This window comes from Ruminococcus sp. CAG:57 (genome assembly GCF_000435935.1).
Classification (GTDB): domain Bacteria; phylum Bacillota; class Clostridia; order Oscillospirales; family Ruminococcaceae; genus Hominimerdicola; species Hominimerdicola aceti.
The window spans coordinates 1-17,004 of the sequence record NZ_FR890700.1 but is presented as its reverse complement, the minus strand read 5'-3'; the positions used below and the strand labels follow the sequence as shown (position 1 = coordinate 17,004).

Annotated in this window: 15 protein-coding genes; all 15 read left to right on the top strand. The window is 45.8% G+C overall.

All coding sequences use genetic code 11. The features are described 5' to 3' along the window. Positions 1–6 precede the first annotated feature (6 nt). The 15 genes from QVO88_RS02465 to QVO88_RS02395 all read left to right on the top strand — a co-directional run bounded on the left by QVO88_RS02465 (position 7) and on the right by QVO88_RS02395 (position 16,851). The gene (locus QVO88_RS02465; RefSeq protein WP_022286949.1) at positions 7–666 is read left to right on the top strand and encodes an amino acid ABC transporter permease; all 660 of its coding nucleotides are present in this window, start codon (positions 7–9) and stop codon (positions 664–666) included. Positions 667–688: 22 nt separating this feature from the next. Beyond that, the gene (locus QVO88_RS02460; RefSeq protein ID WP_022286948.1) at positions 689–1,468 is read left to right on the top strand and encodes an amino acid ABC transporter ATP-binding protein; all 780 of its coding nucleotides are present in this window, start codon (positions 689–691) and stop codon (positions 1,466–1,468) included. Positions 1,469–1,499: 31 nt separating this feature from the next. Continuing rightward, the gene (locus tag QVO88_RS02455) at positions 1,500–2,774 is read left to right on the top strand and encodes a sigma 54-interacting transcriptional regulator (RefSeq protein WP_022286947.1); all 1,275 of its coding nucleotides are present in this window, start codon (positions 1,500–1,502) and stop codon (positions 2,772–2,774) included. Next, entirely contained in the window at positions 2,771–3,517 is a 747-nt protein-coding gene (locus QVO88_RS02450) for a trimeric intracellular cation channel family protein (RefSeq protein WP_022286946.1), read from the top strand. Before QVO88_RS02455 ends, QVO88_RS02450 begins: the two co-directional genes overlap by 4 nt. Next, the gene (locus tag QVO88_RS02445; protein WP_022286945.1) at positions 3,486–4,091 is read left to right on the top strand and encodes an AAA family ATPase; all 606 of its coding nucleotides are present in this window, start codon (positions 3,486–3,488) and stop codon (positions 4,089–4,091) included. The genes QVO88_RS02450 and QVO88_RS02445 overlap by 32 nt, the downstream gene beginning before the upstream one ends. 338 nt (positions 4,092–4,429) lie before the next feature. Continuing rightward, positions 4,430–5,374 (top strand): ABC transporter permease, encoded by a 945-nt coding sequence (locus QVO88_RS02440; RefSeq protein ID WP_022286944.1) that lies wholly within the window; start codon positions 4,430–4,432, stop codon positions 5,372–5,374. A gap of 13 nt (positions 5,375–5,387) precedes the next feature. Next, the gene (locus tag QVO88_RS02435; protein ID WP_022286943.1) at positions 5,388–6,299 is read left to right on the top strand and encodes an ABC transporter permease; all 912 of its coding nucleotides are present in this window, start codon (positions 5,388–5,390) and stop codon (positions 6,297–6,299) included. 3 nt (positions 6,300–6,302) lie between these two features. Continuing rightward, entirely contained in the window at positions 6,303–7,298 is a 996-nt protein-coding gene (locus QVO88_RS02430; protein ID WP_022286942.1) for an ABC transporter ATP-binding protein, read from the top strand. Next, the gene (locus tag QVO88_RS02425; RefSeq protein WP_022286941.1) at positions 7,295–8,314 is read left to right on the top strand and encodes an ABC transporter ATP-binding protein; all 1,020 of its coding nucleotides are present in this window, start codon (positions 7,295–7,297) and stop codon (positions 8,312–8,314) included. Before QVO88_RS02430 ends, QVO88_RS02425 begins: the two co-directional genes overlap by 4 nt. A gap of 28 nt (positions 8,315–8,342) precedes the next feature. Then, positions 8,343–9,977, top strand: a complete 1,635-nt coding sequence (locus QVO88_RS02420) for an ABC transporter substrate-binding protein (protein WP_022286940.1) — start codon at positions 8,343–8,345, stop codon at positions 9,975–9,977. A gap of 28 nt (positions 9,978–10,005) precedes the next feature. Then, positions 10,006–11,676 carry an ammonium transporter gene (locus QVO88_RS02415; RefSeq protein WP_022286939.1) on the top strand — a complete coding sequence of 557 codons (1,671 nt, stop codon included), beginning with the start codon at positions 10,006–10,008 and terminating at the stop codon, positions 11,674–11,676. 32 nt (positions 11,677–11,708) lie between these two features. Continuing rightward, the gene (locus QVO88_RS02410) at positions 11,709–12,608 is read left to right on the top strand and encodes a MerR family transcriptional regulator (RefSeq protein WP_022286938.1); all 900 of its coding nucleotides are present in this window, start codon (positions 11,709–11,711) and stop codon (positions 12,606–12,608) included. Between the two features lie 2 nt (positions 12,609–12,610). Further along, positions 12,611–13,708 (top strand): agmatinase, encoded by a 1,098-nt coding sequence (gene speB / locus QVO88_RS02405; protein WP_173333830.1) that lies wholly within the window; start codon positions 12,611–12,613, stop codon positions 13,706–13,708. A 28-nt stretch (positions 13,709–13,736) separates the two neighbouring features. Next, the gene (locus tag QVO88_RS02400; RefSeq protein ID WP_022286936.1) at positions 13,737–15,491 is read left to right on the top strand and encodes an adenine deaminase C-terminal domain-containing protein; all 1,755 of its coding nucleotides are present in this window, start codon (positions 13,737–13,739) and stop codon (positions 15,489–15,491) included. Continuing rightward, positions 15,481–16,851: an MATE family efflux transporter gene (locus QVO88_RS02395; RefSeq protein ID WP_022286935.1), complete on the top strand. Its 1,371-nt coding sequence runs from the start codon at positions 15,481–15,483 to the stop codon at positions 16,849–16,851. Before QVO88_RS02400 ends, QVO88_RS02395 begins: the two co-directional genes overlap by 11 nt. Positions 16,852–17,004: the final 153 nt, after the last annotated feature.

Here is a 17,004-nt window from a genome sequence, read left to right as displayed (position 1 = left end):
AATAATATGGACGAATTTATGCACGTTGCAGAAATAGCGCTTCCGCTGCTTTTGCAGGGTCTTGGAACAACGGCGGCAATATCGGTGCTGTCTATCCTTATTGCAATGGTGTTAGGCTCGGCGGTAGGCTATATGTGCCTTTCAAAAAACAAGGCTGTTGAGCTTATCGCAAGGGCGTTTATAAAGATATTCAGATGCACCCCTTTTATGGTGCAGGTATATCTCGCATATTACGGACTCCCTGCTCTTGGTCTGAACGTTTCAGCGTTCTCAACAGGCGTTATAATTCTTGGAATGTACACAGCGGCTTATACCGCAGTTATCCTTGAAAGCGGCGTCAGCGCTATCCCAAAGGGACAGTTTGAAGCTTCATATGCAATGGGAATGTCAAGATTTAAAACAATGGTGAGAATAATTTTCCCGCAGACTTTGAAAATAATCGTTCCGTCACTGACAGGACAGTTTGTTCAGACTGTTAAGGACTCATCTATCCTTTCTATCATCACAGTTGCAGAAATGACAATGATGACAAAAGAGGCTATCGGTATAACTTTCAGCCCTCTGATAGTTTATATCTGTGCAGGCGTTCTTTACTGGGCGCTGAACCTTGTTATCGAGTTCGCATCAAGATGTATAGAAAAGCACAACAACCGTGTTGTTATCTGACGAAAAAGGAGTGTAAAATACAATGGCTGAAAGCAGAAAGCCTGTTATATCGGTTCACGATCTGGCAAAGAATTACGGGGAGCTTAAGGTCCTCAGAAAAATAGATATGGATATTTACAAGGGCGAGGTGGTAAGCGTTATCGGCCCTAGCGGCTCTGGCAAAAGCACTTTTCTCAGATGTCTTAACTATCTCGAGGAGCTGACATCAGGCGAGATAGATATAGGCGGAGTTTCCCTAAAGGGCATCGACGAGGACAAGCACAACAAAAAGCTTAACGAAAAGGCTGCAAAGGTCATAAGAAAAAACGTTGGAATGGTGTTCCAGCAGTTCAACCTTTGGCCGCACAAAACAGTGCTTGAAAACGTCATGGAGTGTCCTGTTCAGGTTAAAAAGGCTAACAAGGAAGAAACAAAGAAGAAAGCCATGGAGCTTCTTGCGAGAGTTGGAATGGACGGCAAGGCAGACGCTTATCCTACTCAGCTTTCAGGCGGTCAGCAGCAGCGTGTGGCTATTGCGAGGACCCTTGCAATGGAGCCTGAGGTCATACTCTTTGACGAGCCTACTTCCGCCCTTGACCCTGAGTTCGTTGGCGAAGTTCTGAACGTTATGAAAGACCTGGCTCAGGCAGGAATGACAATGATAGTTGTCACACACGAAATGGGCTTTGCGGCAGAGGTGGCAAACAGAGTCTGCTTTATGGACGGCGGCTATGTTATCGAGGACGGCACTCCTGAGGAAGTGTTCAAGCACCCTAAGAGCGACCGTGCAAAGCAGTTCTTCTCAAAGATACTTAATGTGTAAACTATAAAGCCGCAGAAAGGAGTGCAGACAAATGGATTATGAGCAGCTAGGGCACATTCTCGAAAGTATCCACCCAGGAGTGACTATTGCCGACAGCAGCGGAGTGTTCAGATTTGTTTCAAACTCCTATCTCAGCGGCAGAAGCGTAAAAGGCTCTGACATAATAGGTAAATTCGCAGGCTCAGAGGAAATGATGAAGATGTTTTCCCCTTGCGTGACGCAAATGGTTTTTGAAAGCCACAAGCGTGTTACAACAGTGCAAAAAGGCGTTGACAATGAGGAAACTTTCGTCACGGGAATACCGGTATTCAAGGACGGAGAGCTTGAGATGATAATAAGCTATTCCTCTTGGGAGATAACAGGCTTTGACGACCTGCGGGAGCGTTACAATGTTTTGCAGTATCAGAACAAAAAGCTTCTTGATGAAATAGAGCTTATGACAGGACGTGACGGCGGACAGCGTTATATCGCCCAAAGCAGCCGTTCAAGAGACGCAAGGCGGCTTGCAGGAGTTTTCTGTGACGCAGGCTGTCCGTGTTACATCTATGGTCCGACAGGAAGCGGCAAAAGCTATCTTGCTTCCACTATATACGGCAAAAAAGGAACGCTTTACACCTATGACTGCGCACCTGTCGGGGAAGAAGTCATAGAAAAGGAGCTTCTTGGAGAGGGGTCGATGATATCGCCGCTTTCGGGCATTTACGCTGTGATAATAAAGCATATAGACAGGCTGTCGCCTAGACTTCAAAGGGCAGTTCTTGAAAAATGCGCAAAAGCAGGCATCGTGCCTGTGGGGCTTTCTGAACATTCAGTGGAGGAGTTTAAAGGTGCTGACAAGCTGTCGGAGGAGTTTATAAGCGAGTTCGAGCCTTATCAGGTACAGATGTATTCTCTTGGCGAGCGTGCGGAGGATCTTAAAAGCTTTATCGACTATTATCTCGGCTCGGCAAACAAGAAATACTCACGGAGCGTTGAGTTCACCCCTCGTGCCATGGGCTGTTTGTTGGGATATGATTGGAAAGAAAATATCGACGAGGTGCATAGGACTATCGAGCGTATCGTTCTTACTACCGAGAAGAAAAAGGTGGACGTTTTCGACTTGCCTGACAGGATAACGGGCGGTTCGTCTGAGGTGTTTGCGCAGAATGCTTCCCTAAAGGATATGCTTGAATTTTACGAAAGCGGACTTGTGATGAGAGCCTATGAAAAATACAGAACATCTGTGGCTGTGGCACAGAAGCTTGGCATAAGTCAGGCGACGGCTGTGCGGAAGATACACAAATATGCAGGCAGGGACGTTGAATGAACGAGCGTTTTGATGTTATCGTTACGATACTTGAACTTATCGGCACTGCAGCGTTTGCGGCAAGCGGTGCGCTGACAGCGATAAAAAGGCGTTTTGACCTTTTCGGCGTTATAATAATAGGAGTGACAACGGCTGTGGGCGGTGGGATAATGCGTGATATCGTCATCGGAAGTCACCCTGTGGCGGCGTTTCGTGACCCCCTTGCAATGAGTGCGGCGGCTTTGATATCGGTGCTTGTGTTTGCTGCCTTGGCTGTAAAAGGCGACCTGGGGGGCAAGGCGTTGAAGCTTTATGATACTGCAATGCTCATGCTCGATACTATAGGGCTTGGCATTTTCACTGTTACAGGTATAACAGCGGCAATGAGGAGCGGCGTGTCTGACAACACTTTTTTGCTTGTGTTTTCGGGAGTTATAACAGGCGTTGGGGGCGGAGTTCTCAGGGATATTTTCGTTAACAAGAAGCCTGAGATATTTGTGGGCAACATTTATGCCTGCGCTTCTGCCACAGGTGCAGCGGCTTTTCTGCTTTGCTATGGCATGATGTCGTTCATGCCTGCCTGCATGGCGAGCCTTGCGGTGACGTTTTCCCTAAGGCTCATGTCGGTGAAATTCGGTTGGAATTTGCCGAAAATTCAGATAAAAGCCAGACAGGAGCGGAGGATAGCCGCCGCGAAAGAAAATCTCATAAATAAAAAAAGGAGCATAGACTATGAAAAAGTTTATTATTACCATAAGCCGTGAGTTCGGCTGCAACGCAAGAGAGGTCGCAAGAAAGGCGGCGGCTGAGCTTGGCGTGGAGTTTTATGACAAGGACCTTGTAGATATGGCGGCAGAGCGTGCAGGCATAAGCCGTGACTCGTTTCTTGACAGTGAGGAAATGCTTGACAAGAACGCTGACCGCCTGCTGAAGTCATTTGGCTACGGCTCATCAACGCAGTTTTATTCCGACAAGGCTGTAAAAGCGCAGGTGGATATCATCAGAGATCTTGCAAACAAGCGTATATCCGCCATATTCTTCGGCAGGTGTGCAGACTATGTTCTCAGAGAATATCCGAACCACATGAACGTTTTTCTCTATGCGCCTTTGGAAGCAAGGATAAAGCATATGTGTGAAACTTATGACCTTTCATGGCCGGAGGCTGACAAGCTCATAAAACGTGTTGACCGCCAGCGCCACAACTATTATAAATACGTCACAGGCAAAAATCGTGGTGACCGTGACAACAAACATCTTATGATCGACGTAAGCGAATACGGCACTGATCTCACTGCCGAGATGATATGCTTCGCTGCAAGAAAGATGTTCGAGGACTAAGCTTTCTACTGATTACCAAATCTTCATTTGTGGGGTGCTTCTGCTTTGGAGCGCCCCTCTTTTTTTACATTTGTGAATATGAACAAAATGCAGGATATAAAACTTCTTTATTCATACAACATTTTATGTAAGCTTAAAAGACAGTTTGCGTTAATAAAAAGTTTATATATAAAATATAAAATGACTGATTTTTAGTATTGCAGTTGTAGTTGCTACAGGATATATCATAGGTATATCGAAAGAAAAGTTTCGTGAAGTAAATTATTTTCAAAAAGCAAAATGAAAGTTAAACAAGAAAATCCTGCAAAGTGCAGCTGTAAATATAGGAGGAATGTAAAGTGAAGAGGTTCAGATTTATAATCAAACGGCTGCTTTCAATGATAGTCATAATGTTTTTGGTATCCTTTCTGGTGTTCGTTGTTCTGAGAATGTCAGACGCAGACCCTCTCACAGTAATGATAGGAAACAATCAATCCACTCCTGAACTCAGGCAGGCTCTTACAGAAAAATATCACCTTGACGACCCTGTGCATATACAGTATCTCAGGTGGATAAAGGGAGTTCTTTCAGGCGACTTCGGTACAGACTATGTTGACGGTCAGGACGTAAAAGGTCTTATAATGTCAAGGCTTCCAATAACATTCGGACTTGTGATAATGAGTTCCGTCATAGGCTCAGTGATAGCTGTTATAATGGGAGTTGCAGCGGCGCTGAGAAAAGGCAGACCCTCAGACGCAGCAATTTCAGGACTTATGCTTGTGCTTTCAGGTGCGCCGTCATTTTTGGTAAGCATACTGATACTTATTTTCATGACAAAGTACGTTCCTGGATATTCGTTTATCGGAACATATACAAATTTCGGAGAGTTCTTACAACGTATAATGATACCGAGCCTGATAATGGCGCTGACGTTCGTTGCGATGCTTGGACGTATCACACGAAGCAACATGATAAGTCAGCTTCAATCCCCTTATATCGCAACAGCAGCTGCAAAGGGATTAAAGCAAAGCAACATAACCTACAAGCACGCTTTTCACAATGCCGTTATTCCTGTTATAACAGTTGCAGGATATATGATAGCAGGCTCTATAGGCTCGACAGTAATAGTTGAGCAGGTCTTTTCTCTTCCCGGTATAGGCGGTCTGCTCATATCGGCGATAGAGGAAAACAATTTTCCAATAGTTCAGATACTTGTGCTTTTCATGCTTGGAGCTTATCTTGTAATGAGTTTTGTTATCGACATACTTTATACCGTTCTTGATCCGAGAGTTGATCTTAAATAAGGTGGGATTTTTAATGAAGAAGAAAAATAAAGCAGGAACGTTTTTCACACCTGTTGTGGCGGTGACGGGAATATTCCTTGCGGTAATAGTTTTCGTATCGCTCTTTGCAAGCGTTATCGCACCGTATGACCCTCTTGCCACAGACGTGAATGCCATATATGCACCCGCCTTTTCTGAGGGACACATTTTCGGAACTGACGGACTTGGCAGAGATATTTTTTCAAGGCTCATATGCAGTGCAAGAACTTCCATTCTGAATGCCTTTCTTATAGTTGCCATAGAGGTAGTCATAGGTGTTCCTCTTGGGCTTATCTGCGGATACTACAGAGGTCCTCTTGACAGTATCGTAATGAGGGTGTGGGACGTTATAAGCGCAATACCGCCACTTCTTCTTTCCTTTATCCTTATTGCGGTAATGGGAAAGGGCATGATGACAGGTATCATCGCCATAGGCATTTCTTATATCCCTCTTACAACAAAGACCGCAAGATCAATGATAATGACAGAGAAAAAGGCGGTGTATGTTGAAGCCTGCAAATCAATGGGCTTTTCAGACGCAAGGATAATTTTCGTGCATATCCTGCCGAACATCATCACACCTATGATATCGCAGTTCACACTTGATATCGGTACAGCTATCACATCAATGGCTACTCTGAGCTTTCTGGGACTTGGCGTTCAGGCTCCGAATGCCGACTGGGGAACGCTTCTCCGTGACGGCATGGGCAACCTTTATAATAGTTCGGCACTGCTTTTTATACCTGCAATATGCGTAATACTTGTAACAGTATCCATAAACCTTTTCAGCGACGGTGTTCAGAACTATCTCGATCCGTCATCAAGAAAGCTTCCGTCATTCAAGAAATACGAAAAGAAACACAGAATAAAGAAGCTTTCAGCAGTTAAGGCAAACGGGGAGGCGTAAAAGATGAAAAAAGGAAACGTTCTTGAAATAAAAGACCTTTCTGTAGACTTTATGACAGTTAGAGGTATCGTATACGCCGTTCAGGGCGTTGACCTTGAAGTGAAGCAAGGGGAGATACACGGTATCGTAGGCGAGAGCGGCTGCGGAAAAAGCGTAACATCAAAGTCGGTCATAAGGCTTCATAACGAGGAGACCACCAGATATGCAGGGGATATCTACATAAGAGATGACAGCGGCGAGAAAGATGTTCTTGCAATGAGCAAAAAGCAGCTCCGTGATTTCAGGGGCAGCACAGCCGCAATGATATTCCAAGACCCTATGACTTCCCTTGACCCTATCATGAAAGCAGGCGAGCAGATAGCAGAAATGCTAAGGGCGAAGAAAAACTTAAATCGCCGTGAAGCAAGAGAAAAGGTCATCGAGATGTTTGAAAAGATAGGCATAACACCTGCTGAGAAAAGATACGAGCAGTATCCGTTTGAAATGAGCGGAGGAATGTTACAGAGAATAATGATAGCAATGGCTCTTATATGCGAGCCGAAGCTTCTTATTGCAGACGAACCTACCACGGCGCTTGATGTTACTATACAGGCGCAGATACTAAAGCTTATAAAAAAGCTCCAGCAGGAAAGCGGAACGTCGGTAATATTCATCACTCACAACCTTGGTGTTGTGGCTGAGATTTGCGACAGCGTAACTGTAATGTATGCAGGAAAGGCTGTTGAGACCGCAAGCGTTGTGGATATTTTCGACCACCCTGCTCACCCATACACAAAGGCGCTCCTTGAAAGCAATCCAAGAGAGAGCGACACAGAAAAAAGAATGAAAAGCATACCTGGCAGTCCTCCGCTTCTGTATGAAAAGTTCAAGGGCTGTGCCTTTGCACCAAGATGTAAGTATGCTGACGATAAATGCAGAAGCTGCGTGCCTGTTACAGAAAATGTGTCTGAGGGACACAGCACAGCTTGCTTCAAGTGGCGGGAGGTGACATCACAATGAGCAATGAAAAAGACAGACAGCCTTTTATAAGCGTCAGAGATCTGAAAAAGTATTTCTGCCTTGACAATTACAAGCTTGCAAAGGCAAAGACAAGATATATCCACGCCGTTGATGATGTTAGCTTTGATATCTACAAAGGCGAGATATTCGGCATAATAGGCGAGAGCGGCTCGGGCAAATCAACCATAGGAAGATGCGTTCTGAAGCTTATCGACGTTGATTCAGGCGAGATATATTTTGACGGCAAAAACATAACTCATGTGAGCCGCAAGGAACAGCAGGAGCTGCGTTCAAGAATGCAAATGGTCTTTCAAAACCCTCTTGCTTCCTTTGACCCGAAAAAGACTATACGCTTTAGCCTTGAAGAATCTGCAAAGGTGCATAAGATAAAGCCTGAGGTCTACAAGGCGAGGATAAAACAGCTTATGGAGTATATAGCGCTTCCGGAGGACTTGCTCACAAGATATCCTAAAGACCTTTCGGGCGGTCAGCTCCAAAGGCTTGCAATAGCAAGGGCGCTTATGCTGGAGCCTGATTTCATTCTTGCAGACGAGCCTGTTTCGGCACTTGACGTTTCTGTGCAGGCGCAGATATTGAATCTTATGCTCGACCTGAAAGAGGATAAAGGGCAGACGATACTTTTTATCTCCCATGATCTGAACGTTGTCCGTCACGTTTGCGACAGGATAGCGGTGGTATATCTGGGAGCGGTAATGGAAATGGGTACGGTGGAGCAGGTATATAACAGCGTTGCTCACCCTTACACTCAGGCACTTATTTCAGCAAAGCCAAAGGAACATCCTCTTGAAAATAAGAAGCATATCCTGCTGGAGGGAGATATACCGAACGCAGTGGATATCCCCGAGGGCTGTCGCTTTGCAGGCAGGTGCAGATATTTCAAAGAGGGCTTGTGCGACAACCGCACGCCAAAGCTCAAAGACATTGGAAACGGGCATTACGTTGCCTGTCATTTCCCGCTAGGCATTGACCGCAGCAAGACTGCTTCGGATATGTAATAAATCTTTTGAAGAAAGGAAAGTTATCATGAAAAAATTCTCACGCAAGATCGCGGCCGCTGCTGCATTGGCAATAACAGTTTCAAGCTGTATGACAGGCTGCTTCAACAACACAGGTTCCGGTTCAGGCTCAGGTTCTTCAGGAGGAAATTCAGAGACAGTTCTCAGAGTAGGCTATACTCAGGAGCCGTCATCATTTGACCCTGCCGACTTCACTATCGTGGCAGCAACTCTCACAGGTTATGACTGCTATGACACGCTTCTTAACTTCTCACATGACGGCACAACAGTTGAGCCTGCCCTTGCAGAATCTTGGGAGCAGGTTGACGATACTACATACACATACAAGATAAGACAGGGAGTAAAGTTCTCAGACGGCAATGAAATGACAATGGACGATGTGCTTTATTCTCTTAACAGAGTAACAGAAGACAACTATTATATGAGCTATCTTTTTGCAAACGTTGACAGCTTTGAAGCCGACAACGATACTTGGACGCTGACAGTTCATCTTAAGCAGCCTGACTCATCATGGCAGTATGTTCCTGCGACATCAGCCTGCACTATAGTCGAGAAGTCTGTAACAGAGGAGCAAGGCGACAAGTACGGCACTGCTGACGGAAAGACTGTCGGCACAGGTCCTTACAAGCTTTCTTCATGGTCATCAGGAAGCGAGATAGTTCTTGAAAAGAACGAAAACTGGTGGGGCGACCCTGATACTCTCGATATCGACAAGGTAGAATATTACGTTATCGAGGACGAAAGCGCATTAGCACTTGCGGCAAAGGGTGGACAGATAGACTTTGTCGAGGGTATGTCAAACAGCGTTATGTCTGTATATCAGAGTTGTCAGAACTTCAATATCCTCTCATGCGAGGGAACAACTTCAAACTATATCGCATTCAACACAGCTTCAAAGCCGTTTGATGACGAGTGGGCAAGAAAGGCTGTTGCATATTGTATCGACCGTTCCCAGATAACAACAACTATCGGCGGCGATTATGCAAAGCAGTCGGCTGTTGTTCCAATGAGCGAATCCATGATGTATATGGATAAGGACAAGTGGGATTCAACTATCGCCGAAAGCGATGTTTATACTCAGGATTATGACAAGGTAAAGGAATGTCTTGCAAAGTCAAAGTATCCTGACGGCTTTGAGTTTGATTTCTATACGACTTCACAGACGCAGAAGCAGGCTGAGCTTCTCAAGTCAATGGTAGACGCAAGTGGCTCTATCACAATGAATCTTGTGGAAGTGCCTGACAGCGATATCTTCAGCTATATGTTCGGCTACAAGACAAAGGATAACGGCGAGAGATATTACAACGCAGTCGGCACATACATGATGTCAGACTTCCTTGACCCTATGGGAATGTTAAAGACATTATATGCAGGCTCTAACGCTTGCGAGGGCGGAACGAATGAAACACTTTGGTCAAGCACAGAAGCAGACGGACTTCTTGATAAAGCGGCTCAGACAACAGACGACGCTGAGAAAATGGGTTACTATACTGACGCATATAAGATATTTGCTGATGAGTGCCCTTACCTTGGACTTTACACATCATCTGATGTTTACGCAGTAAGCGATAAGTTCACATATGACCCAAGCCCGATGTTCTGGTATAACTTCAGTTACGCAGACGTTCATGTGGCAAAATAAGAAATAATATGAAAAAGGAAGTGCGATAATGTATTCATCTCTGGATACCGTGTGGGTTCTTCTCTGCACAGCTTTGATATTCTTTATGCAGGCAGGCTTTGCAATGCTGGAAACAGGCTTCACCAGAGAAAAAAATGCAGGCAACATAATAATGAAAAACCTTATGGATTACTGCATAGGCTCTGTTCTTTTCTGGGTTATCGGCTTCAGCTTTTTGTATGGCGACTCCATAGTAGGATTTATCGGAACGCCAAGCCTGTTCGCAGCAGGAAAGTTTGCAGCCGCAGGAGATCTGCCTAAGCGAGTGTTCCTTATGTTCGCAACGGTCTTTTGTTCAACTGCCACGACTATAGTTTCAGGAGCAATGGCAGGCAGAACAAAGTTCAAGGCTTATCTTACATATTCGGCTGTTATGAGCGGAATAGTTTATCCTATAACAGGTCACTGGATATGGAACAGTGCAGGCTGGCTCAAAAGTATAGGCTTCCACGATTTCGCAGGCGGAACTGCCGTTCACGTTGTTGGCGGAACTACCGCACTTATAGGTGCGCTGCTTGTGGGAGCAAGGATAGGCAAGTTTGATAAAAACGGCAAGGCGAGAGCCATACCGGGACATAATCTCACTATCGGAGCTTTGGGCATATTCATTTTGTGGATAGGCTGGTTCGGATTTAACGGTGGCTCGCTTCTCGCCGCTCAGGGCGACAATGCGGCGGCAAAGCTTGGGGATATCTTCTTTAACACAAACATATCTGCGGCGGCTTGCGCAATAGCTGCAATGTTCATCACATGGGTGCGCTACGGCAAGCCTGACGTGACAATGACCCTTAACGGAGCACTTGCAGGACTTGTGGCTTCAACCGCAGGCTGTGACACAGTTTCGGCAGGAGGAGCATTCTTTATCGGCATAACAGCAGGCTTTGTAATGGTGTTTGGTGTTGAGCTTATAACAAAGCTAAAGGCTGACGACCCTGTGGGTGCGGTAAGTGTTCACGGTTTGTGCGGAGCATGGGGAACGCTTATGACGGGCGTTTTCGCAAAGAAAAGCGGTCTTATATATTCAGGCAGCCCGAAGGATCTGCTTATACAGCTTGCAGGCGTGCTTTCAGTGGCGGCATGGACAGCGCTTATTATGGTGATAGTGTTCACCGTGATAAAGAAAACAATGGGTCTGAGAGTTAGCGAGAACACAGAGATAGTTGGTCTTGACAAGTGCGAGCATGGACTTTCAAGCAGCTATGCGGACCTTCTCAACACTGCTCAGTTCATCACCGCTGCCGCTGACGAGCCTTCAAAGGTGAGGGCTATAGACGAAGCCTCAGAGCTTAACGCTTCTGACTACAAGGCGGACGGAAAGATGCACAAGGTGGTCGTTCTTATGAACGTCGCAAAGTTCGAGATGCTGAAAAATGCTTTGGATAAGCTTGATATAACAGGCATGACAGTTACGCAGGTGAGCGGCTGTGGAATACAAAAAGGAAGCACTGAGCTTTACAGAGGCTCTGAGCTTGAATCAAGGCTTCTGCCTAAGATAAAGGTGGAGATAGTTATAAGCACTGTTCCTCTTGGACTTCTTATTGACACTATCAGAAAGGTGCTTTATACGGGCAAGATAGGCGACGGAAAGATATTTGTTTATGACGTTGCAAACGTTGTGAAGATAAGAAAAGGGGCAGAGGACGAGCAGGCTCTTGAATAAGCTGTCATAATAATTGGAATGGGGGACAAGATATGACTGATGATATGAAATACACTGTGTTTTATACAGACGAAAACGGACAGCTTGTCCCGAATGGGGAAAAGCTTCTGAGCATAACCGAGATAGCAAAGTATCGAAACATACCTACAGAACGGCTTAGATATTACGATAAGATAGGGCTTTTAAGACCTGACTATGTTGACAAGCTCACAGGGCGGAGGTTTTATTCGGCACAGCAGTGTGAAAAGCTTGGCACTATAAAAGAGCTTCGCAGGCTGAACTTATCACTGAAAGAAATAGAGGACTATTTCAGCGACAGAAACCTTGAAAAGTCCGAGCGTGTTCTCAGACAGCGTTATGAGCTTTTACAGCAGGAGATAGCGGATAAGCTTGAAATAAGCCGTGTGCTGAAAGAAAAGCTTAAATTTATCAGAGAGCTTAACAACACAGATTTCAAGCTTGATGACCCTGTTATAAGGGAGCTTCCTGAACGATATGCCCTCAAAGGGGAGAGCAACAAGTTCAGAACAAATCTCACCGGTATAGAGTTTATGAAGCTTGAGGAGGCTATAGGCGGAACTTCACCTGTGCTTGCCACTGATAAGGTGGCAATGACCATAAAAAACTCAGTTGACCCTGACGATATGGATTCCGAGGTCTGCCCTATGGTGTTCTGCTCGGCAGATCAGGCTGACAAGGAAAGCTTCACAACAGTGGCAGGAGGAAAATACGTTTGCGCTTTTCACAGGAATTGCTACAGCTATTTCGGTGAGCTTATAATGAAAATGCGCTGTCTTGCACAGGAGCATGGCTACACCCTTGGAAACGTCGGGGTGATGATATACCGTATAGACATAACCCTTACGGACAACAGTGATGAAACTATAGCGGAGCTTCAGTTTCCGCTTATAAAAGAAAGCAGGGAGAAATGATCATGATAGACAGAAATGAACTGCACGCCATGAAAACGGCGGCAAGATTTGATGAATTTGGCAACACAAGATTTCCTACAATGGCAAAGAGAGCCGTTGAGTTTGGATTAGAGCCTGCGGACAGCATTAAAAGCGAGGGCATGAGCTGTTTTGCAAGAACAAATCTCGGCCCTACATACACAAGCCACGAAACTTTTCTCAGAAGTCCTTTCTGCGAGGATATCCATAAGGTGTCGGAATATGACGTTGCAGTGGTGGGTATCCCATATGACAGCGGAGCGTCAAACCGCTCAGGCACAAGACTTGGCCCTGCCGGCATAAGACACGCTTCTTCGCAGATATCCCCTTTCAACCCTGACTATGGCGTTGACCTATACGAAAACATAAAGCTTTGCGACGCAGGAGATATCTACACACTTCCTGCAAATGCCGAAAAGACTTTCGACCAGATAACAAAGGGCATAGGATATATATTCTCTCAGGGAGTAACGCCTATCGTTCTTGGAGGCGACCACTCTACCACTTTCCCTACGCTCAGGGGCATTTCAAAGTATATCGACGGCAATATCGGCGTTATCCATATCGACCGCCACAGCGATTGCGACGCTATCCAAATGGACGAAAAAATGCACGGCACAGAATGGTATCATTCCACTCACCTGCCTAACCTCAGCGCAAAAAATCTTGTGCAGATAGGCATAGGCGGAAACTGCTGCAAGTCATGGTCAAAATTCACCCGTGACAGCGGCTGTACTGCGATCTCAATGGAGGATATAGACAAGTATGGTATCGACAAGGTGGCAGAGCTTGCCCTCGATATCGCATGGAAGGGCTGTAAGGCAGTGTATGTGAGCCTTGATATAGACGTTCTGGAAGCTGCTTTCTGCCCGGGTACTGGCACACCTGATTTTGGTGGTATGCTCCCGAGAGAGCTTTTAAGGCTTCTCAAGCTCGTGACAGCTCCCGGTATCTGTGGAATGGACGTTGTGGAGGTATCTCCTCCGTTTGATGTGAGCGAGATAACTTCACTTGCGGCGTCAAGATGTATAATCAATGTGCTTTGCAATCTTGCGCTGAACAAGTCGCTATATAAACACTGATAATATTTGTATCTGAAAGAGGCAGCTTATGAATGATCGGCAGCTAAAGGAACTTATACTGGCGGCTAAGGGTAAGCTGCCTTTTGATATTTATTTTTACAACGCAATGATAGTTGACGTTTACAGAGAACGGATAATAGACAGCGGCTCGGTGGGGATAAAAAACGGCATTATCGCCGCAGTTTGCCCTGACTTTGAGCCTAGAGCAACAGAGTTTATTGATTGCAGAGAAATGTATCTTGCGCCTTCTTTTATCGACGCTCATATGCACATAGAGTCCTCAAAGCTCACGCCTTTTGCATACTGCGAGGGCGCAGTGCCACACGGAACGGGCTGTGTATTCTTTGACCCTATGCAGATGTCGAATACTCTTGATCTTAAGGGCATAAAAGCTATATGTGAAATGCTTGGGGAAATGCCCATAGAGAGCTTTTTGCAGCTTTCTTCGCAGTATCTTTCTACTCTGAAAACGCAAGACGATATCACCAATGTTATCAAAGAGTGCAGGGCGAAAACTGTGGGTGAGATAAGCGGTGCTGTGGTGGGGAATGAGGAGATAATAAAGCTTCTCGGTGCGGCAAAAATGGCAGGTGTAAAGGTGAACGGTCACTGTCCGTCAATGGGATTTCGTGACGTTCAGCAGGCGGCTTGCGCCGGGCTTTGTGACGACCATGAGTGCGAAAGCATAAGCGACCTTGAGCAGCGGCTAGCCTGCGGAATGGCGGTGTTGGTAAGAGAGGGAACTATAGAGCCGAACTGCCGAACTCTTTGCCAGGGGATAGTAAAAAATCATATCCCAACGGACGATATAATGTTCTGCACTGATGACAAGTCTGCGGAGGATATAAAGGAAAACGGCTGTATAGATAATGCTCTGCGCATTGCAGTGAAATGCGGTGTTTCCCCTGTGTCAGCAATAAAAATGGCAACTCTCAACGTCGCAAGGCACTATGGTGTTGACGATATCATAGGCTCGGTGGCTCCCTCAAAAAAGGCGAATTTTCTGCTTATGGATAGCCTTGAAAATATGACAGTGAAAAAGGTCTTTCACCAGGGCAGGCTTGTGGCTGAAAACGGCGAGTTTCTTTGCAGGCATGAGTTTGACATAACTTGCTATCCTGAGCTTAAAAACACTGTGATATTGCCCAGAGGGCTTGACAGCCATTCTTTTGAGATAAAAGCAGGCTTTGAGAGGGGCTATGTTACTGCAAATGCAATTGAAATGCCCGAGGGTGGCATAGTCACAAGGCTTGTAAAAGGCAGGCTTGAAGTCAGCAACGGCATTGTATGCGGTGATACAAAAGCCGATATTCTGCCCATATTCGTTGTGGAGCGTTTCGGCAGGAGCGGTGAGATAGGCAATGGCTTTATAAAAGGTCTTGGCATTAAAAGGGGAGCTGTTGCCGCAAGCTTTGCTCAGGAGAGCAATAATGTCGTTGTATCGGGCGTTGACCCTGCGGATATGCTTTGCGCTGTGAAAGCTGTTGAAGCGAATGGCGGCGGTGCGGCTATGGCTATTGACGGCAAGGTGGCAGGGCTTTACTCCCTTCCTGTGGCAGGCATACTAAGCGGTGAAAACATCATAGGCGAGATAAAGGCACAGAAAGCTTTCAGAGAAGCCCTTGCCCTCACAGGGGGAAACATACAGCGTATGACGGTGGTGCTTACAGTGTCGCTGTGTCAGACTATCCCAGAGGTGGGGATGACGGAAAAAGGGCTTTTTGACGTAACCCAGCAAAGATACATACCCACATTCACAGGCGGTGAAGAATTTGAAGAATAAGCCAGAAAATGTAATAATGACAGAGGGCGACCCTAAGAAAATAATATTCCGATTTGCACAGCCTCTTATATTTGCAAACCTTTTTCAGCAGCTTTACAACACCATGGATACCATAATAGTGGGCAAGATAAATGGTGACGAAGCTCTTGCGGCGGTGGGAGTTTCCTTTGCAGTGACAATGGTCATGATAGCCGTTGCAACTGGTACGGGCATAGGAACATCGGTGCTTATAGCGAAATACTGCGGTGCCGGGAACAAGTCAAAGGTCAAGACGGGCATTTCCACTGTGCTGATATTTTCACTTATGGTCGCAGCGTTGATAGCGGTTCTTGGGGTGGTGCTTAGTATGCCGCTTTTAAGACTTCTGAAAACGCCGCAGAATATCATAAATGACGCTGCAGACTATCTGCGGATATATTCCTTAGGTATGCCGTTTATGTTTCTTTACAATGTGCAAGCGTCGGTATTTAGTGCTCTTGGCAACTCAAAGACGCCTTTTCATCTGCTTGTGATGTCCTCTTTGCTGAACATAGGGCTTGACCTTTTGTTTGTAGGGGGATTTTCCATGGGCGTATCAGGTGCGGCATGGGCGACTTTCATTGCTCAGGGAGTATCGGCAGTGATATCGTTTCTGCTTCTTACTGACAAGGTATACATAAAAGACCATGAAAGAGCAGAGTTCAGCTTCTTTTCGGGGGCAGTGTTAAAAGAGATGTCGTCCTATGCGGCAGTATCGGTGATACAGCAGTCAGTGGTGTCGGTGGGAATGTTAATAGTGCAGTCTGCCGTCAATCCCTTTGGCTCGGACGTGCTTGCAGGGTACACGGCGGCTTCAAAGATAGACTCCTTTGCCATAATGCCGTTCATAGCTTGCGGAAATGCGGTATCCACCTACACGGCACAAAATCTTGGGGCAGGCAAAAAAGATCGTATCAGAGAGGGCTACAAGGCGAGCGTACTGTTATGCGCAGGCATAGCGGTGATAGAATTTGCAGTGATAATGCTTCTCAGACGGCGATTCTTGGGCTTTTTTATGGACTTGTCAAGCTCCTCAGCTTCCGCCATAGAAACAGGCATGGGCTACATGACAGACCTTGCGTTTTGTTATATAATAATGGGAATAAATTCAAGCTTCAACGGAATGTTAAGGGGGCTTGGGTGTTTGAAGCTGTTTTTATCCGGAAGCATAATAAATCTCACGTTCCGAATCATTTTTACCTACGCTCTAGTATCGGTCATAGGCGTATCGGCAGTATGGCTGTCGATGCCGGCAGGCTGGGTTCTGAGTTTTATTTACGGGAGAGTGGGGTATAGGATCATGTGCAAGAAGAAAGATAGTGCAGGGATAAGCGATATATGATAGGTAAAGCATTAGCTTCCGAGCAGTTGTCAGCGGCTGTTCGGAAGCTGTTTTTATTGTAAAACAAAAAACTTGCAAACCCTCGTAAATAAAGGATTTGCAAGCTTTCTAACTTGTGTTGTGACTATGAAATAGATGAATTGTTTAAGCGTT

Coding starts and splice junctions, on each gene's coding strand:
- QVO88_RS02465 (WP_022286949.1), top strand. CDS start 7: ATGGACGAATTTATGCACGTTGCAGAAATAGCGCTTCCGCTGCTTTTG.
- QVO88_RS02460 (WP_022286948.1), top strand. CDS start 689: ATGGCTGAAAGCAGAAAGCCTGTTATATCGGTTCACGATCTGGCAAAG.
- QVO88_RS02455 (WP_022286947.1), top strand. CDS start 1,500: ATGGATTATGAGCAGCTAGGGCACATTCTCGAAAGTATCCACCCAGGA.
- QVO88_RS02450 (WP_022286946.1), top strand. CDS start 2,771: ATGAACGAGCGTTTTGATGTTATCGTTACGATACTTGAACTTATCGGC.
- QVO88_RS02445 (WP_022286945.1), top strand. CDS start 3,486: ATGAAAAAGTTTATTATTACCATAAGCCGTGAGTTCGGCTGCAACGCA.
- QVO88_RS02435 (WP_022286943.1), top strand. CDS start 5,388: ATGAAGAAGAAAAATAAAGCAGGAACGTTTTTCACACCTGTTGTGGCG.
- QVO88_RS02430 (WP_022286942.1), top strand. CDS start 6,303: ATGAAAAAAGGAAACGTTCTTGAAATAAAAGACCTTTCTGTAGACTTT.
- QVO88_RS02425 (WP_022286941.1), top strand. CDS start 7,295: ATGAGCAATGAAAAAGACAGACAGCCTTTTATAAGCGTCAGAGATCTG.
- QVO88_RS02420 (WP_022286940.1), top strand. CDS start 8,343: ATGAAAAAATTCTCACGCAAGATCGCGGCCGCTGCTGCATTGGCAATA.
- QVO88_RS02415 (WP_022286939.1), top strand. CDS start 10,006: ATGTATTCATCTCTGGATACCGTGTGGGTTCTTCTCTGCACAGCTTTG.
- QVO88_RS02410 (WP_022286938.1), top strand. CDS start 11,709: ATGACTGATGATATGAAATACACTGTGTTTTATACAGACGAAAACGGA.
- speB (WP_173333830.1), top strand. CDS start 12,611: ATGATAGACAGAAATGAACTGCACGCCATGAAAACGGCGGCAAGATTT.
- QVO88_RS02400 (WP_022286936.1), top strand. CDS start 13,737: ATGAATGATCGGCAGCTAAAGGAACTTATACTGGCGGCTAAGGGTAAG.